The organism is Klebsiella sp. BIGb0138, assembly GCF_004342285.1.
Lineage (GTDB): Bacteria > Pseudomonadota > Gammaproteobacteria > Enterobacterales > Enterobacteriaceae > Klebsiella.
Genome location: NZ_SMCV01000010.1, coordinates 12,862 through 37,157, shown reverse-complemented (window position 1 = coordinate 37,157; position 24,296 = coordinate 12,862). Strand labels below are relative to the sequence as shown.

21 protein-coding genes and 2 pseudogenes are annotated in these 24,296 nt (G+C 56.2%); 8 read left to right on the top strand and 15 right to left on the bottom strand.

The window, feature by feature from the left end:
- Positions 1–18: 18 nt before the first annotated feature.
- The 5 genes from EDF73_RS20365 to EDF73_RS20345 form a co-directional block, all read right to left on the bottom strand.
- A complete protein-coding gene (locus tag EDF73_RS20365; protein WP_132730870.1) occupies positions 19–825 on the bottom strand; it encodes an ABC transporter permease in 807 nt (268 codons plus the stop codon).
- Entirely contained in the window at positions 815–1,744 is a 930-nt protein-coding gene (locus tag EDF73_RS20360; RefSeq protein WP_132730869.1) for an ABC transporter permease, read from the bottom strand. The genes EDF73_RS20365 and EDF73_RS20360 overlap by 11 nt, the downstream gene beginning before the upstream one ends.
- Positions 1,741–2,760, bottom strand: coding sequence for an ABC transporter ATP-binding protein (locus tag EDF73_RS20355; protein ID WP_132730868.1), 1,020 nt, complete (start codon positions 2,758–2,760; stop codon positions 1,741–1,743). Before EDF73_RS20355 ends, EDF73_RS20360 begins: the two co-directional genes overlap by 4 nt.
- A 17-nt stretch (positions 2,761–2,777) precedes the next feature.
- Positions 2,778–3,923: a putative ABC transporter substrate-binding protein YdcS gene (gene ydcS / locus EDF73_RS20350; protein WP_132730867.1), complete on the bottom strand. Its 1,146-nt coding sequence runs from the start codon at positions 3,921–3,923 to the stop codon at positions 2,778–2,780.
- 304 nt (positions 3,924–4,227) lie between these two features.
- Positions 4,228–5,640 carry a PLP-dependent aminotransferase family protein gene (locus EDF73_RS20345; protein WP_132730866.1) on the bottom strand — a complete coding sequence of 471 codons (1,413 nt, stop codon included), beginning with the start codon at positions 5,638–5,640 and terminating at the stop codon, positions 4,228–4,230.
- 205 nt (positions 5,641–5,845) lie between these two features.
- On the opposite strand from EDF73_RS20345, the gene EDF73_RS20340 reads away from it, so the two are divergent.
- The 5 genes from EDF73_RS20340 (at position 5,846) to EDF73_RS20320 (ending at position 9,314) form a co-directional block, all read left to right on the top strand.
- Entirely contained in the window at positions 5,846–6,160 is a 315-nt protein-coding gene (locus tag EDF73_RS20340; RefSeq protein ID WP_132730865.1) for an antibiotic biosynthesis monooxygenase, read from the top strand.
- 267 nt (positions 6,161–6,427) lie between these two features.
- Positions 6,428–7,825 carry a cytochrome ubiquinol oxidase subunit I gene (locus tag EDF73_RS20335; RefSeq protein ID WP_132730864.1) on the top strand — a complete coding sequence of 466 codons (1,398 nt, stop codon included), beginning with the start codon at positions 6,428–6,430 and terminating at the stop codon, positions 7,823–7,825.
- Positions 7,825–8,835, top strand: coding sequence for a cytochrome d ubiquinol oxidase subunit II (gene cydB, locus EDF73_RS20330; protein ID WP_132730863.1), 1,011 nt, complete (start codon positions 7,825–7,827; stop codon positions 8,833–8,835). Before EDF73_RS20335 ends, cydB begins: the two co-directional genes overlap by 1 nt.
- Positions 8,835–8,975, top strand: a complete 141-nt coding sequence (locus tag EDF73_RS20325; RefSeq protein ID WP_132730862.1) for a DUF2474 domain-containing protein — start codon at positions 8,835–8,837, stop codon at positions 8,973–8,975. The genes cydB and EDF73_RS20325 overlap by 1 nt, the downstream gene beginning before the upstream one ends.
- A gap of 93 nt (positions 8,976–9,068) precedes the next feature.
- A complete protein-coding gene (locus EDF73_RS20320) occupies positions 9,069–9,314 on the top strand; it encodes a hypothetical protein (RefSeq protein WP_132730861.1) in 246 nt (81 codons plus the stop codon).
- A gap of 81 nt (positions 9,315–9,395) precedes the next feature.
- On the opposite strand, the gene EDF73_RS20310 is transcribed toward EDF73_RS20320, so the two are convergent.
- Together EDF73_RS20310 and EDF73_RS20305 are read right to left on the bottom strand one after the other, a co-directional pair.
- Positions 9,396–11,360 (bottom strand): U32 family peptidase, encoded by a 1,965-nt coding sequence (locus EDF73_RS20310; RefSeq protein ID WP_132730860.1) that lies wholly within the window; start codon positions 11,358–11,360, stop codon positions 9,396–9,398.
- Positions 11,361–11,593: 233 nt separating this feature from the next.
- On the bottom strand, positions 11,594–12,142 hold the full coding sequence (locus tag EDF73_RS20305) for an XRE family transcriptional regulator (RefSeq protein ID WP_132730859.1): 549 nt from the start codon (positions 12,140–12,142) through the stop codon (positions 11,594–11,596).
- 189 nt (positions 12,143–12,331) lie between these two features.
- On the opposite strand from EDF73_RS20305, the gene EDF73_RS20300 reads away from it, so the two are divergent.
- A complete protein-coding gene (locus EDF73_RS20300; protein ID WP_132730858.1) occupies positions 12,332–13,498 on the top strand; it encodes a benzoate/H(+) symporter BenE family transporter in 1,167 nt (388 codons plus the stop codon).
- Here EDF73_RS20300 and EDF73_RS20295 read toward each other — a convergent pair.
- Positions 13,475–14,344 (bottom strand): AraC family transcriptional regulator, encoded by an 870-nt coding sequence (locus tag EDF73_RS20295; protein WP_132730857.1) that lies wholly within the window; start codon positions 14,342–14,344, stop codon positions 13,475–13,477. The genes EDF73_RS20300 and EDF73_RS20295 overlap by 24 nt on opposite strands.
- A 183-nt stretch (positions 14,345–14,527) precedes the next feature.
- Between EDF73_RS20295 and EDF73_RS20290 the strand changes: the two genes are divergently transcribed.
- A complete protein-coding gene (locus EDF73_RS20290) occupies positions 14,528–15,424 on the top strand; it encodes an EamA family transporter (RefSeq protein WP_132730856.1) in 897 nt (298 codons plus the stop codon).
- A 69-nt stretch (positions 15,425–15,493) separates the two neighbouring features.
- Here the strand turns inward: EDF73_RS20290 and EDF73_RS20285 are convergent, their stop codons facing one another.
- On the bottom strand, positions 15,494–16,162 hold the full coding sequence (locus EDF73_RS20285; RefSeq protein ID WP_132730855.1) for a DUF3313 domain-containing protein: 669 nt from the start codon (positions 16,160–16,162) through the stop codon (positions 15,494–15,496).
- Positions 16,163–16,294: 132 nt separating this feature from the next.
- Positions 16,295–17,800, bottom strand: a pseudogene (locus EDF73_RS20280) (ABC transporter substrate-binding protein); the annotation flags it as partial.
- Between the two features lie 165 nt (positions 17,801–17,965).
- On the opposite strand from EDF73_RS20280, the gene EDF73_RS20275 reads away from it, so the two are divergent.
- Positions 17,966–19,066 carry a site-specific integrase gene (locus tag EDF73_RS20275; protein ID WP_085397371.1) on the top strand — a complete coding sequence of 367 codons (1,101 nt, stop codon included), beginning with the start codon at positions 17,966–17,968 and terminating at the stop codon, positions 19,064–19,066.
- Positions 19,067–19,466: 400 nt separating this feature from the next.
- Here EDF73_RS20275 and EDF73_RS27765 read toward each other — a convergent pair whose 3' ends face one another.
- The 5 genes and pseudogenes from EDF73_RS27765 to EDF73_RS28015 form a co-directional block, all read right to left on the bottom strand.
- Positions 19,467–19,889 carry a hypothetical protein gene (locus EDF73_RS27765; RefSeq protein ID WP_001333465.1) on the bottom strand — a complete coding sequence of 141 codons (423 nt, stop codon included), beginning with the start codon at positions 19,887–19,889 and terminating at the stop codon, positions 19,467–19,469.
- A 77-nt stretch (positions 19,890–19,966) separates the two neighbouring features.
- Positions 19,967–20,080: pseudogene (locus EDF73_RS20260) on the bottom strand (helix-turn-helix domain-containing protein); the annotation flags it as partial.
- 6 nt (positions 20,081–20,086) lie between these two features.
- Positions 20,087–20,404, bottom strand: coding sequence for a hypothetical protein (locus EDF73_RS20255; RefSeq protein ID WP_042945018.1), 318 nt, complete (start codon positions 20,402–20,404; stop codon positions 20,087–20,089).
- A 1-nt stretch (position 20,405) separates the two neighbouring features.
- Entirely contained in the window at positions 20,406–20,645 is a 240-nt protein-coding gene (locus tag EDF73_RS20250) for a DNA polymerase V (protein WP_132730854.1), read from the bottom strand.
- A 130-nt stretch (positions 20,646–20,775) separates the two neighbouring features.
- On the bottom strand, positions 20,776–24,294 hold the full coding sequence (locus EDF73_RS28015; RefSeq protein ID WP_132730853.1) for an SGNH/GDSL hydrolase family protein: 3,519 nt from the start codon (positions 24,292–24,294) through the stop codon (positions 20,776–20,778).
- Positions 24,295–24,296: the final 2 nt, after the last annotated feature.

Genomic DNA, 24,296 nt, shown 5'->3' with positions numbered 1-24,296 from the left:
TGATCCTGTAGATGTGAATTATTTTCCGTTTTCGGCGCTCGCGTCGCCGTCACGGGTTAGCCACCAGGCCCCCAAAATCGGTATCGTCGTCACCAGCATCACCAGCAGCGCAACCACGTTGGTGACCGGCACATCGCGCGGCCGGCCTAGCTGATTCAGCAACCACAGCGGCAGCGTGCGCTCATGCCCGGCGGTAAAGGTGGTGACGATAATCTCATCAAATGATAACGCGAACGCCAGCATTCCTCCCGCCAGCAGAGCCGAACCGAGGTTAGGCAGCACCACGTAGCGAAAGGTCTGCCAGCCCGTGGCGCCTAAATCCATTGACGCTTCCACCAGGCTCCACGACGTCCGGCGAAAGCGGGCGATAACGTTGTTGAACACCACCACCACGCAAAAAGTGGCATGCCCCACCACAATCGTTAACAGACCGGGTTCAAGATTGATGGCCTTGAACGCGGTTAGCAGCGCAAGACCGGTAATAATCCCCGGTAGCGCAATCGGCAACAGCAACAGCAGCGACACCGCGTTCTTACCAAAAAAAGTGCTGCGCCAGAGTGCTCCTGCAGCCAACGTGCCAAGTACTAACGCAATGGCCGTCGACAGCGCGGCAATTTTAAGTGACAACGTCACAGAATCGATAATATCGCTACGCCCCGCCGCCTCGCTGAACCAGCGTAATGTCAGGCCCTGAGGCGGAAAGCTAAAGGCAGCATCCTCGGTATTAAAGGCATACAGGGCGATAATCGCCAGCGGGAAATGGAGGAAGACGACCCCACCCCAGGTGGCGATTTTCAGCAACAGCGGTGCGCGTTCAGAGTGCATCAAACGCTCCCAGACGCTTCACCAGCGCCAGATAAAGGGCAATCAGGACAATCGGTACCAGGGTAAACGCGGCCGCCATCGGCATATTGCCGATCGCCCCCTGCTGGGAATAGACCATGTTGCCGATAAAGAAGCCGGGCGGCCCCACCAGCTGCGGGACGATAAAATCCCCCAGCGTCAGGGAGAAAGTAAAAATCGACCCGGCGGCAATCCCCGGGATCGCCAGCGGTAAAACCACATAGCGGAACGTCTGCCGCGGGCGGGCGCCGAGATCGGCCGACGCCTGCAGCAACGAGGGGGGTAAACGTTCCAGCGCCGCCTGAACCGGCAGAATCATAAACGGCAGCCAGATATAAACGAACACCAGGAAGCGGCCCAGTCCGGAAGTCGACAGCGTATTTCCCCCCACCGCCGGGATGGTCAGCAGCAGGTTTAGCCCCCCTTCCAGCCCCAGATGGCCGAGAAACCACTGCGCCACGCCATCTTTCGCCAGCAGCAACGTCCAGGCATAGGCTTTAACGATATAGCTCGCCCACATCGGCAGCATCACGGCGATGTAAAAAAACGCTTTCATTTTGCCGCGGGTATAGCGCGCCATATACCACGCCATCGGCAGCGCCAGCACCGCGCTGGCGAGCGTCACCGCCAGCGCCATGACCAGCGTGCGGATGATGATGTCGTAGTTTGCCGGGTTAAATAACGCTTTCAGGTTAGCCAGCGTCAGGTCATGGGTCACCGACATGGTGAAGTCATCAAAGGTATAGAAGCTTTGCCATAACAGGGTGAGCAGCGACCCCAGATAGACAATGCCAAACCACATCAGCGGCCCAAGCAGCAATAAGAACAGGCCCAGCGACGGCCTGCGCCAGAACAGCCCGGACAGGCGCCCGGTTGACGCGTGAGGAATGACCATCGTCATCTCCAACCTCCGCTATCCAACGGGACCATCGCCGCGCGCGACCATGATGCCAGCACCGTTTGTCCGGCCTGCGGCGCGCTGAACACCGCGCCGTCATCAATATTCGCCTGACTCACCAGCAGCTTATCGCCATCCTTCAGCTTCAGTTCAATGCGCGTCGCCGCCCCCTGGTATTGCACCGCCTGGACAACCCCCTGGACCTGCACTTCGCCGCCGCCGTCCAGGCGAATATGTTCCGGACGCAGTGACCAGACGCCCGGCATCCCGCACAGGCGGGCGGCAACTTCGGCAGGAAACACGTTGGCGGTGCCGACAAACCCGGCCACAAAGGCGGTTTTAGGCCGCAGATAGAGATCGTGCGGCGCATCCACCTGCTCAATGCGCCCGTTATTAAACACCGCCACCCGGTCGGACATCGACAGGGCCTCTCCCTGATCGTGAGTGACAAAAATAAAGGTGATACCCAGCGCCTGCTGCAGTTTCTTGAGTTCCAGCTGCATCTGCTCGCGCAGCTTTAAATCCAGCGCACCAAGCGGTTCATCCAGCAGCAGTACCCGCGGCTCGTTCACCAGCGCCCGGGCAATCGCCACCCGCTGCCGCTGGCCGCCGGAGAGCTGCGACGGCTTACGGGTATGGACAAACCCGAGCGCCACTTTTTCCAGCGCCGCCTGGGCGCGGTTATGACGCTCTTTCTTACCGACACCTTTCACCATCAGCCCGTAGGCGACATTATCGAGGATCGACATATGGGGAAACAGCGCATAGTCCTGAAAGACGGTATTGACATCACGCTGCCACGGCGGCAGCTCGCTGGCCTGTTTACCGAAAATCGAAATCGCCCCGCCGGATAGCTGTTCGAATCCGGCGATAAGCCGCAGGCAGGTGGTTTTGCCGGAGCCGGACGGCCCCAGCATCGAGAAGAATTCACCATCACGGATAGCCATGCTGACGCCATCCACCGCCCGCACGTCAGCGTAAAAACGTGAGACATTATGAAACTCTACCGCGTACGTCATGTTGTGCCTCCGGCCAATCAGCGGCCGCCCATAATCGCGATAAAATCCTGCGTCCAGCGGCTGTAAGGCACGTACTTGCCGCCTTGCGCAATCGGCGTTTTCCAGAACGCTATTTTAGCGAACTCGTTATAACCGTTCGTTTCGCACCCTTTATCGCCCAGCAGCGTACTGGCTTTACAGCCCTGCGGAACCACCGGCAGCGAGCCAAACCACGCGGCGACATCCCCCTGGACCTTCGGCGTCAGCGACCAGTTCATCCATTTGTAGGCGCAGACCGGGTGTCGGGCATCGCTATGCAGCATAGTGGTGTCCGCCCAACCGGTGACCCCTTCTTTCGGGAACACGGTGGCGATCGGCTGCCCTTCGCCTTTTAAGCCGTTGGCCTGATATGGCCAGGCGCTGGAAGCGACAACGCCTTCGTTTTTGAAGTCGCTCATCTGAACGGTGGTGTCATGCCAGTAGCGGTGGATCAGCTCGCGCTGGTCGCGCAGTACCTTCAGCACCGCCTGATACTGCGCTTCGGTCAACTGGTAGGGATCGTCAATCCCCAGCTGCGGCTGGGTGGCTTTGACAAACAGCGCCGCGTCGGCAATATAAATCGGCCCGTCGTAGGCCTGCACGCGGCCTTTGTTACTCTTACCATCGGGCAGATCTTGCTTCACAAAGACCACGCTCCAGCTGTCCGGCGGCGTCGGGAAGACTTTGGTGTTGTACATCAGCAGGTTGGGGCCCCACTGGTACGGCGTGCCGTAGACTTTGCCGTCGACGTTAAACCAGGCCCCTTTTTCGACGCGCGGGTCGAGGGTAGACCAGTTGGCGATCAGCGCCGTGTTAATCGGCTGTACCCGTTTACCCATAATTAAACGCAGCGAGGCGTCGCCGGAGGCGGTCACCAGATCGTAACCTCCTTTTGCCATCAGGCTAACCATCTCGTCAGAGGTGGCGGCGGTTTTCACATTAACCTGGCATCCGCTCTCTTTTTCAAACTGAGTGACCCAGTCATAGTTTTTATCCGTCTGGCCACGTTCGATATAGCCAGGCCAGGCGATAATATCGAGTCGCCCTTCGCCTTTATCCAGCGAGGTGGGCGGTTCGGCGGCCTGCGCGGTCAGGAAGGCCATCCCCAGCACACACAGGCTGCCACGGGCAATTTTTTTGCTCATCGGGTGTTACTCCTGTCACAATAAAATGAGCGGCAGCCGTGCCGTAAAAATATCTCCCTTAATAACAGTAGTCGGCGCGCTTAGGCCCCTCCGGGATTTTATTCAGGTTGTGACAAGGGGCGCATTCCGCAAAAATCGACGAATGCAGCGCAACAATATGGATTATAGACAAGGAGTTATAGAGCAGCCGCGGCTATGCGAATTTCCTATGGTTACGGCCGGTAAAATAATCACCGGCACGCTTTGAACATCATATTTCGTTATTTTACCGGGCGGTTGACGCGGGTAAAAAATAAGCATCCGTTTACGCCAGCTGCTGGCGAATAAGTTCGCCAAGACGTTTCACCGCCTGCTCTTCTCTTTCTCCCCAGCCCCACGCGGTATTAAAGCGGAAAAACGAAGTCCAGCTGGCGGTGGTGGAGAACATTTTCCCCGGCGCGATGCTGATGTTATCGCGCAATGCGCGGGCGCTTAGCTCCCCGGCATCCGCCCCTTCCGGCAGCTCCAGCCACAAAAAGTAGCCGCTATCGCTATGGTGAATTTTCACTTCTGCCGGCAGATGACGCAGCAGCGCCTGCCAGGCCTGCTGTTTGCGTTCAGCAAGCTGACGCCGCAGGCGGCGAAGATGCGCGTCATAACGCCGGGTAGACAGATAGTCCACCAGCGCCATCTGCATCGGGGAGCTGGTAGAAAGCGTACTCATCAACTGGAGTTGCTGAATGCGCCGGGCATGCTTACCCGCCGCCACCCAACCGATACGAAAACCGGGTACCAGGCATTTAGAAAACGAACTGCAATGCAGGGTCATCTCCTGGCGGTCCCAATATTTGGCCGGCAGCGGTTTTTCACGGCCGAAGTAGAGTTCGCTGTAGACATCATCTTCGATCAGCACCACGTTATAGCGCGCCAGCAGATCGACCAGCCGCGCCTTTTTCTCCGCGCTCAGGGTAAAGCCGAGCGGATTCTGCCCGTTGGTCATCAGCCAGCAGGCTTTCACCGGGTAGTTTTGTAACGCCTGCTCCAGGGCGGCGAGATCAATCCCCTCTTTCACATCCGTCGCCACCGACAGCGCCTTCAGACGTAGCCTTTCCAGCGCCTGTAGCGCGCCGTAAAAACAGGGGTTTTCCACCACCACCCAGTCGCCGGGTTCGGTGACCGCCTGCAGACTGAGGTTTAACGCCTCCAGCGCGCCGGCGGTGATGACGATTTCATCGGGTGAAATATTCATCCCCTGCAGCGCGTAGCGGCGGGCAATGGCATGCCGCAGCTCATCGTTCCCCGGCGGTAAATTCTCAATAACGCTCATCGCGGTGGCGGTTTTGCTCACCTGCGCCAGCGAACGGTTCAGCTGCTGGAGCGGAAACAGCCGCGGGTCGGGAAACGCGGAGGCGAACGGCAGCATCGAAGCCTGGCGGCTGGCCTGCAGAACTTCGAAGATATAGGTATTAATATCCACCGCCTCGTCGCGGGTGACCTGAGCGGGCGGCGCGGGCTGGCGCAGTTTCACCGGTTTTGGCGCCACATAGTAGCCGGACTGCGGGCGAGCAATAATCCGCCCCTGGCTCTCCAGCAGTTGATAAGCATGGCTGACGGTCATAAAGCTCATGCCGCTGCTCACCACCTGTTCGCGCAGCGATGGCAGGCGATCGCCGGGCTGCCAGACGCCAAGCGCTATCTGTTCGGTCAGCTGTAAGGCAAGCTGCTGGTACTTTTTCATCGCGAAATCCGCAGGTTATCCTCTGTCCCTGTAGTATATCAGTTTTGGAAAAACAGGGGTTTATAAAAACTGTTATAGTTGCGATAAGGCGGAACGGATCCGCCCCCCGATGCTGATGGCGAGTTACGGCAAGATGGCGCTGACCCGCCGGACGCAGGTCTGTATTATCGCCAGTATCGTTCTGTTTCACTAACGCGGAGTTCCCATGAGCACACAGCAGTTACAGGTTATCGCCCACTATTATGTCCGTGAAGATGCGGTCGAAAGCGTGGCGAGCGCATTACTCGCCCTGGCCGAAGCCACGCGCCAGGAAGCGGACAACCTCTCCTATGAATTCTTCCAGTCCCGCGAAGCGCCCCGTCACTTCGTGATTCTTGAGCGCTATCGCAGCGCCAACGGGCTCGATATGCACCGGGCGACCCGGCATTTTCAGCATCTCGGCATCGAGGTGATCGCTCCTCTGCTGGAAACAAAACGGGTGGAGAGCTTTTTAGTCCCGGGGTCCGATAACGACAAATAAGGCGGGATGACGCCATCCCGGGATATGGATGCCTTCACGGCCGGCGGTTTCCTTCTCGTTGCCTGACAGGGCGCGCCACGATCTGCCGCGCCGGTTATCGCTGGCCTTTTCATTCCGGCAGTCCCGCAGCGCTTGACCACGCCCTGGCGCCGAAAAAAGCCATAACAGCAGGCAACTGTTATCGCAAAAAATAGCCTTTCTGCCTCTGCAACCCCAAACGGTCGACGCCTAGAATTGCGCTGAATAAATTTTCCTGCGGAGTTCTGCATGTTTGGTCTGGATGCCTTCCACCTGGCGCGAATTCAGTTCGCCTTTACCGTCTCATTTCATATTATCTTTCCCGCCATTACGATTGGCCTGGCCAGCTATCTGGCGGTGCTGGAAGGGCTATGGTTAAAGACCCATAACCCCATCTGGCGCTCGCTGTATCACTTCTGGTGCAAAATTTTCGCCGTTAACTTCGGGATGGGCGTGGTCTCTGGCCTGGTGATGGCCTATCAGTTCGGTACCAACTGGAGCGGTTTTTCTGAGTTTGCCGGCAGTATTACTGGCCCGCTGCTGACCTACGAAGTGCTGACCGCCTTTTTCCTCGAAGCGGGATTCCTCGGGGTGATGCTGTTCGGCTGGAACCGCGTCGGCCCCGGTCTGCACTTCTTCGCCACCTGCATGGTCGCGCTCGGAACGATCGTTTCGACATTCTGGATCCTCGCCTCCAACAGCTGGATGCAAACGCCGCAGGGATTCGAGGTGGTCAACGGCCAGGTGGTGCCCATCGACTGGGTCGCCGTGATCTTCAATCCCTCTTTCCCCTATCGTCTGCTGCATATGTCGGTGGCGGCCTTTCTCAGCAGCGCGCTGTTTGTCGGGGCGTCGGCGGCATGGCATCTGCTGCGCGGCACCCACACGCCGGCGATCCGCGCCATGTTTTCGATGGCGCTGTGGATGACCCTGATTGTCGCCCCCATTCAGGCGATGATTGGCGATATGCACGGTCTGAACACCCTCAAACATCAGCCGGCAAAAATCGCCGCCATCGAGGGACATTGGGAAAATCGGCCCGGAGAACCGACGCCGCTGCTGCTGTTCGGCTGGCCGGATATGCAGCAGGAGCGCACCCGCTACGGTCTTGAAATCCCGGCGCTCGGTAGCCTGATCCTCACCCACAGTCTGGATAAGCAGGTCCCCGCACTGAAAGAGTTTGCCCCGCAGGATCGCCCGAACTCGACGATTGTATTCTGGTCGTTTCGCCTGATGGCCGGTCTCGGCATGCTGATGATCCTCCTCGGCGCGCTGGCGCTGTGGTTACGCTACCGCAACCGCCTGTATCAGTCGAAGCCCTTCCTGCGCTTCGCGCTGTGGATGGGGCCGTCCGGGCTTATCGCCATTCTGGCCGGCTGGGTCACCACCGAGGTCGGCCGTCAGCCGTGGGTGGTCTATGGCGTGCAGCGCACTGCCGATGCCGTCTCCGCCCATGGCGACCTGCATATGACCATCAGCCTGCTGACCTTTCTGCTGGTCTACTGCTCGGTATTCGGCGTGGGCTACAGCTATATGCTGCGCCTGATCCGCAAAGGGCCGCAGGACGTTAATCCCCCGCTATCCGGTACCCCAGCACGCCCGCTCTCTGCCGCAACGGAAGGTTTTCAGCATAAGGAGTCCCGCTAATGGGTATCGATTTATCGGTTATCTGGTTCGTGATTATCGTTTTCGCCACCCTGATGTATATCGTGATGGATGGCTTTGATTTAGGGATCGGTATTCTGTTTTGCACCACCCGGGATGCGGAAGATCGTGACGTGATGGTCAACAGCGTTGCGCCGGTCTGGGACGGTAACGAAACCTGGCTGGTGCTGGGCGGCGCCGGGTTATTTGGCGCGTTTCCTTTAGCCTACGCGGTGATTATTGATGCGCTGGCGATCCCGCTGACGCTGATGCTGATTGGCCTGATTTTTCGCGGCGTCGCGTTTGAGTTTCGCTTTCAGGCGACGCCGTCGCATCGCCCGTTCTGGGATCGCGCATTTCTCGGCGGCTCGCTGCTGGCCACGTTTACCCAGGGGATGGTCGTGGGCGCGGTAGTTAACGGCTTTGCGGTCAGCGGCCGAACGTTCAGCGGCGGCGCGTTCGCCTGGCTCACCCCCTTCACCCTGTTCTGCGGTCTGGGGCTGACCATTGCCTATGCGCTGCTGGGGGCGACGTGGCTGGTGATGAAAAGTGAGAACCCGCTGCAGGAAACAATGCGTCGCACCTCCCGGAGATTGCTGCTGGCGCTGCTGGCAACCATCGCCGCTATCAGCCTGTGGACGCCGCTGGCGCAGCCGGCGATCGCCGCCCGCTGGTTCAGCCTGCCGGGCCTCTTTTTCCTGCTGCCGGTTCCGCTGCTGGTCGTCACGTTCGGGGTCTGGCTGTGGCGTGCTCTGCGTCACCACCAACGTCACGCGCTGCCCTTTATCCTGACCCTGGGTCTGGTATTTCTCGGTTTTAGCGGGTTGGGGATCAGCATCTGGCCGCATATTATCCCGCCGAATATTACGTTGTGGCAGGCCGCCGCGCCGCCGCAGAGTCAAGGCTTTATGCTGGTGGGCGCGCTGCTGATTATTCCGGTGATCATCGGCTACACCTGCTGGAGCTACTACGTGTTTCGCGGCAAGGTACAACATGGCGAGGGGTATCATTGATGGGTCCGGTATGGCTGAAACGGCTGAAACAGTGGTTATGGCTGGTCGCGTTATGGGGCGGCAGCGTGCTGGCGCTGGCGGCGGTGAGTATGCTCTTTCGCCTGCTGATGACGGCGGCGGGACTAAAAGGGGCATCCTGAGCGGATAAGACAACTCTGATTAGCCAGACCTCCATTGTCTCTCCATTTTTGTTTGCTGAAATCGCGGGGCAGATAAAAATAAAGGACATGACGATGAAAAAAATACTTTTGCTCTCGGCCGCGATGACGTTTGCGCTCTCATCTCTGGCGTTTGCCGCCGATAATCCGCCGCCGCCGAAAAAAGCGGCCGCGGCTCAACAGAGTGCTGGCCACACTCATCGCGCGCCGCAGCACAGCGGCAAACAGCCGTCGAAGAAAGGAAAAGCCCCCGCTCATCGCAATAAGCAGCCGGCGAAAAGCGGCCAGCATAAGGACAAACCGTTACCGCCCAAAAACTAGCCGTCTAAGCCTCGAACAGCAGCAGCCGTTCGAGGCCGACAGCGATCAGTTGCGCAGCCAGCGGGACGAGGCGGACGCCGATCAGGCGCCTTTGCGCTTCGGCAGGGTCTTCAGCAGCTCATCCGGGCTGACCGAGGCGACAATACTTCCCGGAAGCGGCATTTTCAAAATATGATTTTTCATCTTGCCGATGACGTGCATTTCGCACGGACGGCAGTCGAATTTCAGCGTCAGCACTTCATCACCGTGAATGAGCTGCATCGGCGTCGCTTTCCAGCTCTTAATCGATCCTTTCGCCTGCTTCGGACACAAATTGAACGCGAAGCGCAGACAGTGCTTGGTGATCATTACCGGCACCTCTCCCTTCTCTTCATGCGCTTCATAAGCGGCATCGATCAGCTTCACGCCATAGCGTTGATAAAACGCGCGCGCCTTATGGTTGTACACGTTGGCGAGGAACGACAGATGCGTTTCAGGGTATACCGGCGGCGGCACAGAAACCGCTTTACGCTGGCCGCGAGGCGCAGCATTCACCCGCGCAGCGTCCAGCAGCTCGACGGTTTCACGGCGCAGCTGGTTCAGCAAACTGTTAGGGACAAACAGCGCGCCGGGCAGATTGATCTGCACATCGCGGGCAAAATAGATCGTCTGCCCCAGTTTCGCCACGCCGTCGCGCAGGTTAGCCAGCGCTTTTTCGCCCTGGGTCGCTTCGGCAAACTCGCCGTCGAGGGTATGAGTGGCGCTGACGCCATCTTCGCAGGTCATCGTCAGCACCAGCTGCTCCTGCCAGCCGCTGAGGGTGATATCCACCGCGATCCGGCGCTCGCTGGACGTTTTTTGCAGCGCCTGCTGCCAGTTATGGTCAAGGTTACGGTTCAGCACCTGATGCGGGCGCACTTTATGCAGGTCCGCCGGCATCTCATTCGGCCATACGCGATAGCGATTTTCCCCGGTTTTTTCCACCGTATTCGCGCGGAAGCCGACGATTTCACGCTTAATCATCACGTTAAGGCCATCGCCGTTGGTCAGCGCTTCGCTAACTTCGACATCGAGATGGTCTTTGCCCACTTTCAGCACTTCCCCCACCGGCAGGCCGATGAATTTCGGTGAGTCGAAGGCGCCGATGTCGCCTTTGCGCGCATTGACAAAGTAGTCGGTGCTGCCGCGGTGGAAGGTTTTATCGGTGGAGGGGACGAAAAAGTGTTCGGTACGCCCGGCAGACGAACGCATAAGGTCGCCGCGATCTGCGATAATCGCATCGAGCATCTGGCGATAGTGCGCGGTGATGTTCTTGACGTAGCTCATATCTTTGTAGCGGCCTTCAATTTTGAAGGAGCGCACCCCGGCGTCAATCAGCTGGGCCAGGTTTGCCGTCTGGTCATTATCTTTCATCGACAGCAGATGCTTCTCGTACGCCACCACGCGGCCCCGATCGTCTTTTAACGTATACGGTAAACGACAGGCCTGGGAGCAGTCGCCGCGGTTGGCGCTGCGACCGGTCTGCGCGTGGGAGATATTGCACTGCCCGGAATAGGCCACGCACAGCGCGCCGTGAATAAAGAATTCGATCGTCGCGTCGGTATTATCGTAAATCGCTTTAATCTGTTGCAGGTTGAGCTCGCGCGCCAGAACAATCTGGCTAAAACCGACGTCGGAGAGGAATTTTGCCTTCTCCACGCTGCGAATATCGCACTGGGTGCTGGCGTGCAGCTCAATCGGCGGAATATCCAGCTCCATCACCCCCATATCCTGCACGATCAGCGCGTCAACGCCGCTTTCATACAGGTCGGTAATCAGCCGCTGCGCCGGCTCCAGTTCATCATCATGCAGAATCGTGTTCAGCGTCACAAAGATTTTCGCCCCGTAGCGATGGGCGAAAGGCACCAGGTCAGCGATATCGCTGAGGCTGTTGCTGGCGTTGTGGCGCGCGCCGAAACCCGGTCCGCCAATATAGACCGCGTCCGCACCGTGTAATATCGCTTCACGGGCAATCCCGGCATCACGGGCAGGGCTAAGAAGTTCAAGATGATGGTTTTGCAGGCGCATACGCTCGTCGTTATCCGTTATAGGGGGTCGAAATGGCGGCTATTGTAGTCAGAAGTGAGCGCAGACGAAAACATTTTCCATCACCCGCGACCGGTGAATTTTCGGTTTCCGGCAAAGCATTGAAGGAAAAGGTATTTCCATCGTAAAACGCCCGAGGTTACAGTCAACACGTATTCCGGATTTTCCTCGTCACGTTGTGAGTGGTTGTCACTGATCATTTGATTGGCCGCAGGTTAACTCCCTGCGGTTTTTTCTTTCGGGTAGTGAATCAGCGAATGAAAATGGGCCGTTTGCGTACCGCTGTTACGATAGGCATGCGCCAGGTCCCCGGCAAAGCGCCTTCCCTCTCCGGCGGTTAAGACCCGCCATTCTCCCTGCAGGCACAAATCCAGCGCCCCGCTTATCACCACCACATGTTCAATCACCCCTTTTTCATGCGGATCAGACTCGCTGAGCGCTCCCGGCGCCAGGGTAATCGAGAAATGGTCGAAGCGTAGCTCCGGGTCCCACGGGAAAATGGGCGTCACCACCATCGCCTGCTGCTGTGGGTCAAAGGCCGACGGCACGGCAGATTCATCGGCGACGATAAATGATGAAAACGCCACGTTCAGACCGGTGGCGATTTTCCACAGCGTCGCCACCGTCGGGCTGGATTCATTCCGCTCGATTTGACCGAGCATGGCTTTCGACACGCCGGTTTCTTCCGCCAGACGCGACAGACTCCAGCCGCGCTGCTGACGCAGCGTTTTCAGGGTTGCCGCGAGATGTTGCGCAATATTCATTCCACCTCCTGATATGCTCAGCGGAAATTATACGCGCATTGATATGATTCTACAGGGAGTTTACTCGCAAAGCGTTTGTGTGGCTCCCGCGAACCACCTCACCCGGCGGCTAAAATGCTGCCGGCCTTGTGCGCTATAACGCACGATGATACATTTCACCGTATGCTATAACGCACAAGAGGTCATTTTATGCGCGCGTCCTCACTTCCGCTGTCGACGCTGTTCGCCGGTTTTATCGCCGTGCTGGTCGGCTATGCCAGCTCTGCCGCCATTATCTGGCAAGCCGCCGCCGCCGCGGGCGCCGATGCGCAGCAAATCGCCGGCTGGATGACGGCGCTGGGGCTGGCAATGGGCGTCAGTACGCTGGCCTTAACGCTATGGCGCAAAGTCCCCGTCCTCACCGCCTGGTCAACCCCCGGCGCGGCGCTGCTGGTCAGCGGATTGCAGGGCGTGACTCTGAGCCAGGCGGTGGGAGTTTTTATCTTTGCCAACGCCTTAATCGTATTGTGCGGGGCGACCGGTCTTTTTGCCCGCCTGATGAAAATCATTCCGCACTCGCTGGCGGCGGCGATGCTGGCGGGGATTTTACTGCGCTTTGGTCTGCAGGCCTTTGCCAGTCTGGAGGGTAATCTCATCCTGTGCGGCGGGATGCTGGCGGCGTGGTTGATCGGCAAAGCCCTGTTTGCGCGCTTTGCGGTGGTTGCCGCGCTGCTGGTCGGCGGGGCCATCGCCGTGTTCTCCGGCGCGGTCGCCGGGGCGCACATCAGCCTCGCTTTTGTCGCCCCGCAATATATCGCGCCGCAGTTTACCCCTTCGCTATTGCTCAGCGTCGGCGTGCCCTTCTTCCTGGTCACCATGGCCTCGCAAAACGCCCCCGGCTTCGCCACGATGCAGGCATCCGGTTATCAGGTGCCCGTCTCAGCGCTGATGATTGCCACCGGCGGCCTGGCGCTGGTTCTGGCGCCCTTTGGCGTCTATTCGATTTGTATTGCCGCAATCACCGCCGCCATCTGCCAAAGCCCGGAGGCCCATCCGGACCCGCAACGACGCTGGCTGGCCGCGGCGGCGGCGGGCGTTTTTTATCTGCTCGCGGGGCTGTTTGGCGGATCGATTACCGCATTGATGTCGGCGCTGCCGACGGCATGGATCCAGATGCTCGCCGGACTGGCGCTGCTCGGCACCCTTGGCGGGAGTCTGTTTCAGGCGCTGAATCATGAAAGTGAACGCGATGCGGCGGGGATAACCTTTCTGGTCACCGCCAGCGGCATCACGTTGCTGGGGGTCGGTTCGGCCTTTTGGGGGCTGGTACTGGGCGGGGTCAGCTTCGCCCTGCTATCCGCGCTGCGCCGCGCGTAGCTGTGACGGGGTCAGGCCGGTGGCGCTTTTCACCCGGTGGCTAAAGTGGCTGGCGGAACTGAACCCGCAGGCCATCGCGATATCGGTTAGCGACCGCGCGCTGTGGCAGATAAGCTCCCGCGCTTTGACCATCCGCCGCTGCATCACATACTGGTGCGGCGCCATTTTCATCGACTGCCGGAACATCCGCGCAAAGTGATATTCGCTGAGCGCCGCTTCCTGCGCCAGATCGGCAAGGGTGAGCGGCTGATCCAGATTCTCCTCAATCCACGCGATGACGTTACGCAGGACGTGCGGCGCAAGGCCGCCGGTCACCGTCGGTAGACGCCACTGGACACTCGAGTAGTGCTGAATCAGATGGGTCAGCAACAGCGTACTGGCGGAACTGAGGGTCAGCTGATTGGCCTGCTGCTGCCAGTCGTTATCGAGGAGAAACTGGCGATACACGGCGGTAATTTTGTCATCCTGGGAAAAGGTTTGTTCCTGCAGGTTGAACGACGCCGGGCTGCGATCCCAAATCTGCTCCCCGACCCGACGCAGATGGTCGTCGGTGCAGTAGAGATGAACAAAAGAGAGATCGCCTCTGATGTCCCATGTGCTCTCAGCGCCCTTCGGCATCAGGCAAAAACGGTCCGGGCCGCCGCCGTTTTTCCAGCCGGCAGGGGTTTTCTGATAACTTTCGTAGCCATCCGCGACGTACAGACTCAGGGTATGGTGGTCGCTACGCACCGTCACCGTATCGCGATTGTTATACCACGCCGCCAGTTGAATACCGGAGTTGAGCTCCACCGTCTCGCGCAGGACGGCCTTTTGTCGACGTAATGTTTCGAAAGTCCCGTAAGCCATAGCCTTCACATATCAGATTGCGTAAACCTCTAGTCTATGAAGAGTCGACGCCGGATACCAGTTCTCTGCCGCCTGCTGGCAAAAATAAGCGCAAGAATTTGCAAATCCATTCGCCGGGGATGACAGCGCCAACGGCGAAAAACCGCCACACTGCCTCCCTGGTGTGCTTACGGGAGAGATATTTTGAACGCATTACTGTACGGGCTGGTGGTAATTATCTGGGGAACGACGTGGATTGCCATTTTTTTACAGCAGGGGCCGGTCTCCGCGCCGGTTTCCATCTTCTGGCGTTTTGCCGTGGCGAGCGTCACGGTATTGACGATTCTGCGGGTGACCCGCCGTCTGCGCCCGCTGGCGCTGCGCGATCATCTGTTCTGCGTGCTCCAGGGCTGCTGCGTATTCTGTTTTAACTTCTGGTGCTTTTATACTGCCGCGGCGCACATCAATACCGGTCTGGAATCGGTGATCTTTTCCATGGCGGTGCTGTTTAACGCCGTTAATGGCTTTCTTTTCTTCCGCCAGCAGCCGCCGGGACGTTTCTGGCTTGCCGCCGGGCTGGGTCTCGCGGGGATCGTTACGCTGTTCTGGGACGATCTGCTCAGCAACGGTCTGAATGCGTCGCTGCTGTGGGGAATTGGCCTCAGCGCGCTGGGCACCTACGGTTTTTCGCTGGGAAATATGCTCAGTATGCGCCACCAGCGTCGTGGGCTGGAAACGCTGACCACCAACAGCTGGGCGATGCTGTACGGCACGCTGGTGATGGGCGCTATCGCCCTGCTGCGCGGAGATGATTTCACTCCGCAGTGGACGCTGAGCTATATGGGCGCGCTGCTGTACCTGGCCTTGTTCGGTTCGGTTATCGCCTTCGGCGCCTATTTTACCCTGGTCGGGCGGATCGGCGCCGGCAAAGCCGCCTACAGCACGCTGCTGTTTCCGCTGGTGGCCCTGACGATCTCCACTTTTTACGAGGGGTACGTCTGGCATAGCAATGCGGTCATCGGCCTGGCGCTGATTCTGGTGGGGAATCTGGTGATGTTTGCCCGCCCCGAGCAGTGGTTTTTGCGCCGCAGACTGGCTTAGCCCCTGCCTGCTGGCATAAAAAAGCGCCCTCCTGCAGGGCGCCTTTTTCTTTATATTGCTATTGCGAACTTATTTCTGCGTCGGGTCGAATTTCACCGCGTCGATCGCCATATCATCAATAACCTGTTTCAGAGTATCAATGGTCAGCGGCGTATTCTCGTTAGCCAGATCTTTACCCTCGCCTTTACGCACCACTTTGATCACCGGCTTGTTGGTCGCCGGGTCGATCAGCTCACCTTCGAAATAGAGACTGGTATCCATTGTCCGATGGCCGGTCGCCATCTGCGTTCCGGCTACCACTAAGGCGACCGGCACCACTTCATAGAACTGCAACCCCTCTTTGCTGGAATCCACGCCGGTAATCGCGCCACGGAAAATCAGGCTCCGCGGGCCCGGCCTGGCGACCAGCGGTTTACGCTCGGCAATCGCCTGCTTCATCTGTTGGTTGGTATAAGTGAGGATATCGCTCAGCGCTTTTTCCCCGACCTGGGTCGAGGGTTTTGGCACCGGGTAATAGGTAATCGGATGATAGACGACGCTGTCATAGTTTTGCGGCTTGTAATCCGGGGAGATCCAGCGCAGTTCAGGTTTACCCGAAGCCGACGTGGTTTCTTTTAAGTTTGCATAATCTTTTAAGAAACCGGAATATTTTTCCGGTGCCGCAATTTTTGCCGCACAGCCGGTTAAGGCCAACAGCCCGGCGAATGCCGCCACTTTAAAAATGACATGAGTACGCATGAGTAATCCCTGTAGGTGCAGTTGTCGGCGCGATTTATAGCAATGAACAGGCTAAGTGTTGTGACAAAAAGAGTGGAACGCAATGATTTGAAAAAATAAATCCGCCACGGTCGGCGGATTTATCTGGCGGGGTTATTTTATATCGACCTGATAGAAAATATGCTTGCCGAAAGGATCGATTTGGTAGTCCGAAACATCCTTGCGCACCGGTTCAAAAATCGTCGAATGGGCAATCATCACCGCCGGCATCTGATCATGCATCATCTGCTGCGCCTGTTTATAGAGCGCTTCACGTTTTGGCCGATCGGTTATCGATTTCGCTTCGGCGATCAGTTTATCAAACGGCTGATAGCACCACTTCGCCGAGTTGGAACCGCCGTTCGCCGACTGGCAGGTAAATAGCGGGCCAAAGAAGTTATCCGGATCGCCGGTGGCGGTGGTCCAGCCCATCAGCGCCGCCTGGTGCTCGCCATCTTTCACCCGCTTGAGGTATTCACCCCATTCATAGGTCGTGATTTTGGTCTGCACGCCGATTTTCGCCCAGTCCGCCTGAATCATCTCGGCCATTCGTTTAGCGTTCGGGTTATAGGGGCGCTGAACCGGCATCGCCCACAGGTCAATGGTCAGCGGCCCTTCGATCCCCGCCTCCTGCAGCAGCGCCTTCGCTTTTTGCGGATCGTAATCGTAATCTTTCAGCTCGCTATCGGCGCTCCATACCCCTGGCGGCAGCAGGTTTTTCGCCACACTGCCGGTGCCGTGAAATACCGCATCAATAATCGCCGGCTTGTTGATCGCCATCGCCAGCGCCTGGCGTACTTTGACATTATCCAGCGGCGGTTTTTGCGTATTAAAGGCTAAGAAACCGGTATTCAGCCCCGCCTTACTCAGCAGATTAATGTCTTTATTCTCTTTCATCCTCGGCAGATCGGCGGGATTCGGGAACGGCATCACCTGGCATTCGTTCTTCTCCAGCTTGGCATAACGCACCGAGGCATCCGGGGTAATGCTAAAGACCAGACGGTCTATTTTCGCTTTGCCCTGCCAGTACTCCGGGAAAGCGGTAAACAGAATGCGGGAATCTTTCTGGTACTGCGCCAGCTTAAACGGGCCGGTGCCAATCGGATCCGAGTCCACGCGCTGCGGCGTCCCGGCTTTCAGCATCGCGTCCGCATACTCCGCCGACAAAATAGAGGCGAAATACCACGCCAGATCGGCAACAAACGGCGCTTCGGCGCGCGCCAGGGTAAAGCGCACCGTATATTCATCAGGTTTATCTATGGCGGTAATTAACTGGCCGAATTCGAGGCTCTCGAAATTAGAGTAGTTACCGCTGGAGACGTTGTGATAAGGATGCTGCGGATCTTTTTGCCGCATGAAGGAGAAAATCACATCATCGGCATTAAAATCGCGGGTGGGCGTGAAATATTTATTACTTTGAAACTTCACCCCTTTGCGTAAATGGAAAGTATAGACTTTGCCATCTTCGCTCACCTCCCAGCTTTCTGCGAGGCTCGGCTGCAGTTCAGTGGTACCCACTTTGAAGTCCACCAGCCGGTTATAGACCGGTACCGCGCTGGCGTCCACGCTGGTGCCGGATGTATAGAGCTGAGGATTGAAGTTCTCCGGCGATCCTTCGGATACTCAAAAACACCCACAAAATTAAAATACAGTATATTCAATGCAATATGTTATTTTACTGATTTTTCATACAGTACAATTATGGATTGTTTTTGCCTATTTTTTGCCGTTTTATTATTATCAGCACCCCACACAGCACCCCATAAAACGAGGGAGTGATAAAGCATGGCGTTCTTCACCATAGAGAAACGGCTTCGTAGCGACGGAACAGCCAGGTACCGCTGTACGGTTGGCGTCAAAAAGAACGGGAAATACGTTTACAGGGAGAACCAAACGTTCTCAAAGAACACCCTCGCTAAATCATGGGGCGCTAAACGAGTGGCTTATCTCGAAGAGCATGGCATACAACATAAGGCGCAGGAAGGTGCTCCAGAGTTAATCCTGACCGTCGGAGATTTACTTCAGAAGTACGAGCAGCACCCCAACATCAAGGTTGGCCGCTCGAAAAAAAGCGCTATTGCCGTCCTCGGACGATCCCCTATCGCGGATGTCAAACTCGCCGAGCTTAAGCCCTCAGATTTCATTTCACATTGTCAGATGAGGAAGGCGCAAGGGATCTCACCATCAACGATTTCAAAGGATATCACTGAACTTGGCGTTGCCCTGGAATCAGCGGCGCCTCTCTTCAGTATAAGAGTCGACCCAACCCCTCTTGCTGATGCAAAAAAATGGCTGCGGAATATGGGGCTGATCTCCGCATCGCAAAAGCGGAGCCGGCGGCCGACCTCCGAAGAGATTAACCGAATACTGGAAGTGTTAGAGAGGAAGGCCTTACGGGCTTTATCTGGCGCCCCCTTTGACAAAATTTTTATGTTCTCAATCCTGACATGCATGCGCATTGGCGAGGTTTGCCGCATTAAGTGGTCCGACGTAAGCGAGAGCCAGCGGGCAGTCATCGTGCGAGACAGGAAGGATCCGCGTAAAAAGGAAGGAAATCATATGTCAGTTCCGTTGCTGGGGGATGCCTGGACCATTTTGCAGCGTCAGCCGAAAAATGATGAAAGAATATTCCCCTATAACGAAAAAACTATTACTGACATGTTTCGGCGCGTTCGTGATGAGCTGGGCATTGAAGATCTGAGATATCACGACCTACGCCGCGAGGGGGCAAGTCGTCTGTTTGAAGCGGGGTTCAGTATTGAAGAGGTTGCGCAGGTCACGGGCCACCGTTCACTGAATATTTTATGGCAGGTTTACACTGAGTTATTTCCTAAAACTCTGCATGATAAGTTCGATAAGTTGCAGAAAGACAAAGTTAATAAGTAAAATCATCGCCGACTGTACGGCATGAACACCTACAGTTCTCCTACCCGACAGGTCTTGTATACGGCTGCCGGGTGGGATTTTACATCAAATCGTCATCCTTGCTTCATGCAGTGTGCTATCCGGGAATTATTTATAATATCGTCTTCCCCCCCCCTCCTATCACATCGGCCAGCAACACAATGTTTTAACTGCTCAGACCAGAAATATCTGGAAGCTTTAGGCATATTCTTGGAAGATAGACGAGCGCAAAGACGCACACAGCAATGATGTTATGTAGTATTTCCCCCTTGAGTGTGCCTGCTCAAGGGGATTTTTTACCGCCGTATTGTACCGGCAAATATTTGTAAATCGTCTTCACTCCCACGCCTGTCACATCGGCCACACGCTACTGGACAGGCGCTTAGTCCGGTATGTTTCTCGCGCTACTACTGCTTACGTTAACGTCTGGTAATGATCTAGCGGCGCGACGTAAAGCGGCGTTGAAAGCAATTATAGTGACCGGCCGGCGATGGTACTTCACACGGTTAGAATGACTCTGAAATAAATAAACATCTTCTGGATAGCGTTCTCTTCTACGAGCAATCATCGCCTCCACTGGAGGGGTTGATTTAACACGTAGCTCCTTCAGGTGACCCTGTTTTCGTATCAGTATCAAGTCACCATCAATATCATCATATCGAATACTCAGCAGCCTTCCAGCGCTTAAACCCGTGTGAAAAATTAACGCCCACAAGTCAGCCCATGTATCTGAGATGGAAACAAGATTGCTGTTAATAGTTAAAAATTGCTCAAAACTTATTGTTTTCTTACCGTTCACGAACAAACCAAACTGTTTTCAAAGCTGAATGAATTGATTAAGCCAAACGTAACATATCAGGAAAAGTAGTGAAATCTTTGTCTTCAAGTCGCCGGGAGGTACTTGTAGATTGTTTTCACGTCCACGCCTGTCACATCAGCCACCTGCTGCCGGGTTGCACCGTTCTCCAGCATTCGTCGCGCCCGCTCGACAACCTCACCCTATCAAACAGGGCTATCATCCTGCATCAGATCGATGATGGTATGCGTTACCACTCCTCCAACCTCAACGTCGTCGAGAGCCTCTCCCTCGATCGCCTCACCGTCAGCCGTTATAAGCGCCCTTCCCATGAGCTTTGCAAACTCAGCACGCCCGTCATATCGAACCAGTACCGTATCTCCCTGCTGCGGCCGCCGGGACACGTCGACGACTGCGTAGCCGTCGCTGGTTTCAACTACACGCGTATTGGCGCCAAGGCTGCACAGACTGGTAATGCTGATCCTGCGCTCGATGTAGTCAGTCGCGGGGGACGGAAATCCCATATCACAGCCCTCTGTTCGGGTTGTAGAGCTGGAACGTCCGATCGTCTCCCTCTTGCGTGGAAACATCCCGGAATGTCGTCACGTAACCTTCTATCCACTGATTGGCCTGCCGTGGCGACCAGTGCCAGTTATATCTCTCCAGCTCCTGCAGAAACCGCCTGGTAGTAAGGATACGCCGACCGTTTGGCTGTATCTCGATCGCATTGCGGCAGGCGACCTCAATTTCGTATAGACGCGGCATGATCTTAACCTCCCAATGATACTGTTTTTATATACAGTAGTTTTATCGAGAGCTCAGATCAAGAGAGGTTGTGCCTATCAATTTTTGCTACCGATGTAATGCAATGATATTGCACGTCCCTGTGCAGTTCTCACTGCGCGCAGGCCCAGATATAAAACGGGAATAGGCAGTTGTACGCCATGTACTGACGGCCCCAGGTATCCCAGTGGATTCCATCACTGCGGGTATCAACATAGCTCCCTGTTTGGGAATCCCTGACAATAGCTGTACCGTCGCTACTCCACGCGGTATCTGACGGCATTATCCCCCACGACGGGATGATGTGCAGTTTCTCTGCCTGCCGACCTTTGAATGACCCTATGACGTTTCGGACATACTGCGACACCGTCGCATTCCAGACACCGCGGCTCGATGACGTCACGCTATACGGGGCAATCGCGATTCGCGCGTTAGGACATGCAACCTTGATTTGCGCCACCATGTAGTTGATTTGCGAGATATACGCGTCAGGGCTCTGGCCGTTTGCCTGGTCATTCCAGGCCAGCGCAATTGACACAATATCCGGATCGGCAAAACCCTGTGCATCAAGGTATTTGCGATAATCAAAGGTGTAAAACACACCGGTTTGCGTATCCGCGTAGGATTGTTCACTCGCTGCCCCCGTGTTCAGGAAACACATCGCCGGATTTGCCGTCTTCTGGGCAGTTGTGGCTTCAAACAGGAACGGATTTTTCGCCGTACTGGACGGGTTATCGGAGCTAATATTTATCCGCGTGCTGCCCAGTAACGTCCGTTTACCGACGAAATGAGCGGCCGCCCAGCTCTCGCGCCCCTCCCCATTTCCGCCCTCTGCCTGTGACATCGTACCAATCTGACTGACCGTCACTCCTGCCGCAGTGAGCAGCGTAGACAAGCGTGCTACCTGCCCGCGGTTCGTCAGTGAGTCACCGATGAGCGCAATACGTTTAGATGCCGATACTGATGCCGGGCCACGGAGAATTGACATATCACGGCTGGACCACTGCGCGGGTTTCTGCCGGTTGTGGAAGCTGATTCGGACAGCTGTACCGGTTTTTGCCGGGTCAATCTCCAGCGTGCGGCTGGTTTCGTAGCTATACGGCTGGCCACTGACTGCCGTTCCCCTTATCGACCAGTCCAGGAATTTACCCGTGTCCGCCGTCCAGTTCATCAGCAGCTGGTTACACTGCAAAATAAGCGGCGCAGTCGGGTGCGCAAATACCTGGTCAGGCAGCAGGATTAAATCCTCAGCTCCCGTTATTGGGGTATTCACTGCCAGCAGTGGCGGGTACGGATTCGCTGACTGAGCAATCAGCCCGTTAACCCACGATGCCAGTTGCGGGTCGCGCACCAGTGATTTCGTTATGCTGAGTATCGGCGTAGCTGATGATGCCGCGAATAGATTAAAAACGTAGAGGTCTGCGTTGTTAAATGTGTTCCGGGCACCAAAATACACACGTGTGGCGTTCTGCGTGTACTGATACGACGTTTGCATCACGTAGACGTTGGCGTTAACTTTGGATTTTATCGTTGCAATGGACTGGAAAAAACCGCCGGACTCCAGCCAGAAAAATGCACGGCATGCTCCCAGTACAGAGGCTGGATCCACTCCGCTGTCTGCATTAACGTAAACGCTGAATTCGACCGCGACATACTCACCCGCCTTTACACCATCCAGATTAACGTTAACCAGCGCGTCTTTATATCCCGATGCCACTCGCATGGCTGGCAGCGCCGCCTTTGCCCCCAACTGGGAAATCATCTGCACAGCGGCCGGCAAATTAGCAACGGGCGTCCAGGCGCTGTCTGTACCAAACAGCGGTAGCAGTTGCTGCGTGGTGTCACCGTACGGGTTAAACGCAATATTGCGGGCGTTCCCGTCCACGCGCTCGTTAAACCCGGCATCACGTGACGGGGATTCGAGAATGTCCCGGATCGGCTGCCCTGAGCAGGCAAGGAAAAATCCGAACACGTAGAAGGTGCTGACTGCACTGGTCTGACGAACGCCCATCGACACCCGGCGAGGACGCTGGGCGGTGAAACGGTAGGTAGCTCTGACTTTAAATAGATTTGCGGAAACCGCGCTAATTATGTCCGGCGTGATTTGCGCTGTAGCACCATCCTGATCTGCGAAAAAAACAGCAGTTTTGCTGATTTCATCTCGTGCATTGAGTCCGGAACCGGGCGCCACGTAAACGTAAAACTGAGCGGCAGCATACTGCCCGATAGCGATAGTGTCGTAAACAAACGGCTCGACCAGCGCGTCGGTATAACCGGATGCCACCGGCGGAGCCACCAGGCAGGACACAGCCCCCGCATTCGTTAACGCAGTCGCAATCGTAGAGTCAGTAATTGCACTAACCTGCGTCCAGCCGATCGAGCCTACACGCAAACGCGGCATCTGATATTGCGGGTCAGCATAGCTGTTTGGGACCAGATTGGGTGCAATAACGCCAGCGATATTCAGCCTGTCGGCTAAAGACATATCTCCGCCAACACCAAAAATTGGACGATCGGATACTGCCATTTGCGGATATGCTATTTCGCACGCAGTAGTGCTCGCCCCCCGCTGCTGACATCCGAAATAAATATACTGAGCAACACCAGGCCCCACGCCAGTTAAACGGTAAACAGCGGTTGCCAAATATGTACCGTCACCCAAATCATCAGCGCGTGAGGAAATCAGGGTGCCAGAAGATGCGGGTTGCAAATTACGGAAAATTAATTCGGTAGTCCCGCGGAACAGATACGAAACGGCAAGATACTGGCCGCCAGATGCAAAACTAATATCCTGCTGAAATACATAGTTAACCGTAGGATCAGAGGTGGACGAACGTGCCGGACACGGAACAGACTGAACCGCACCATGCACCGCCATTTCTGCGCTAGCGGGAGACCACGTACCTCCTGACTGAGCACCGGTAAACAGCAGCGGTAATTTTTCTGAATCCGATGCACGGGAGTTGGTAATGGTATTTGGGGCGTACATCGCGTATTGCGAAGGCATGCTCCGCCCAGTCGCCTCCAGCGTACCGCCGTTGTTGATGTACTCGTCTGCCAAATTGCCATCAGCGGTATTCGTTACCCAGCATTTAGCCCCATCAAGGATATTTCCTGCATTAGCATCATTCTGAGCGGCGGCAAGTGTAGGAAACTCACGGACGGTTCCCGTTACTGCTGCAGTACCTGGTTGCGATGCCTGTAATACGGCTACACCATCCTGATTTTCATAGATATTGTATGCAGATATTGAGTCAGGACCCTGAGCAACCCAAAATGATTGTCCGTTGTTAGTCGCAGCAAGACCAGCAATTGTGCCATCTGGATCGCTTGCAGTTTTGTAGAAGGTAAATTTATTCTTTGCGTACTCAGTTGCATCACTGGCTGCCATTTCCGCATCATTCTTTGCTGATAATGCATCTTCGGCGGACTGAGCGGCGGAAATCTCAGACACAGAGGAATTCTGTTCTGAAGTTGCAGCAGCTGCGGCTGCATCTAAAGCCTCCTGAGCTGCTTTACTTGTATCCTGGTACCCCTGCTGCGCTTCAAGAAGATATTGTTTTGCCTCTGCAGCACTGACTGCGGCATCCGCAGAAAACTGCGCTGCCTGCTGTGTGTCTGTAACAGCCATAG

Bases quoted from the DNA above. Each gene is read 5' to 3' on its own strand.
- EDF73_RS20300 (WP_132730858.1), top strand. From the start codon at position 12,332: ATGCGCGCGTCCTCACTTCCGCTGTCGACGCTGTTCGCCGGTTTTATC.
- EDF73_RS20295 (WP_132730857.1), bottom strand. From the start codon at position 14,344: ATGGCTTACGGGACTTTCGAAACATTACGTCGACAAAAGGCCGTCCTG.
- EDF73_RS20250 (WP_132730854.1), bottom strand. From the start codon at position 20,645: ATGCCGCGTCTATACGAAATTGAGGTCGCCTGCCGCAATGCGATCGAG.
- EDF73_RS20255 (WP_042945018.1), bottom strand. From the start codon at position 20,404: ATGGGATTTCCGTCCCCCGCGACTGACTACATCGAGCGCAGGATCAGC.
- EDF73_RS20305 (WP_132730859.1), bottom strand. From the start codon at position 12,142: ATGAATATTGCGCAACATCTCGCGGCAACCCTGAAAACGCTGCGTCAG.
- cydB (WP_132730863.1), top strand. From the start codon at position 7,825: ATGGGTATCGATTTATCGGTTATCTGGTTCGTGATTATCGTTTTCGCC.
- EDF73_RS20345 (WP_132730866.1), bottom strand. From the start codon at position 5,640: ATGAAAAAGTACCAGCAGCTTGCCTTACAGCTGACCGAACAGATAGCG.
- EDF73_RS20335 (WP_132730864.1), top strand. From the start codon at position 6,428: ATGTTTGGTCTGGATGCCTTCCACCTGGCGCGAATTCAGTTCGCCTTT.
- ydcS (WP_132730867.1), bottom strand. From the start codon at position 3,923: ATGAGCAAAAAAATTGCCCGTGGCAGCCTGTGTGTGCTGGGGATGGCC.
- EDF73_RS20325 (WP_132730862.1), top strand. From the start codon at position 8,835: ATGGGTCCGGTATGGCTGAAACGGCTGAAACAGTGGTTATGGCTGGTC.
- EDF73_RS20360 (WP_132730869.1), bottom strand. From the start codon at position 1,744: ATGACGATGGTCATTCCTCACGCGTCAACCGGGCGCCTGTCCGGGCTG.
- EDF73_RS20365 (WP_132730870.1), bottom strand. From the start codon at position 825: ATGCACTCTGAACGCGCACCGCTGTTGCTGAAAATCGCCACCTGGGGT.
- EDF73_RS28015 (WP_132730853.1), bottom strand. From the start codon at position 24,294: ATGGCTGTTACAGACACACAGCAGGCAGCGCAGTTTTCTGCGGATGCC.
- EDF73_RS20275 (WP_085397371.1), top strand. From the start codon at position 17,966: ATGGCGTTCTTCACCATAGAGAAACGGCTTCGTAGCGACGGAACAGCC.
- EDF73_RS20310 (WP_132730860.1), bottom strand. From the start codon at position 11,360: ATGCGCCTGCAAAACCATCATCTTGAACTTCTTAGCCCTGCCCGTGAT.
- EDF73_RS20285 (WP_132730855.1), bottom strand. From the start codon at position 16,162: ATGCGTACTCATGTCATTTTTAAAGTGGCGGCATTCGCCGGGCTGTTG.
- EDF73_RS20355 (WP_132730868.1), bottom strand. From the start codon at position 2,760: ATGACGTACGCGGTAGAGTTTCATAATGTCTCACGTTTTTACGCTGAC.
- EDF73_RS20340 (WP_132730865.1), top strand. From the start codon at position 5,846: ATGAGCACACAGCAGTTACAGGTTATCGCCCACTATTATGTCCGTGAA.
- EDF73_RS20320 (WP_132730861.1), top strand. From the start codon at position 9,069: ATGAAAAAAATACTTTTGCTCTCGGCCGCGATGACGTTTGCGCTCTCA.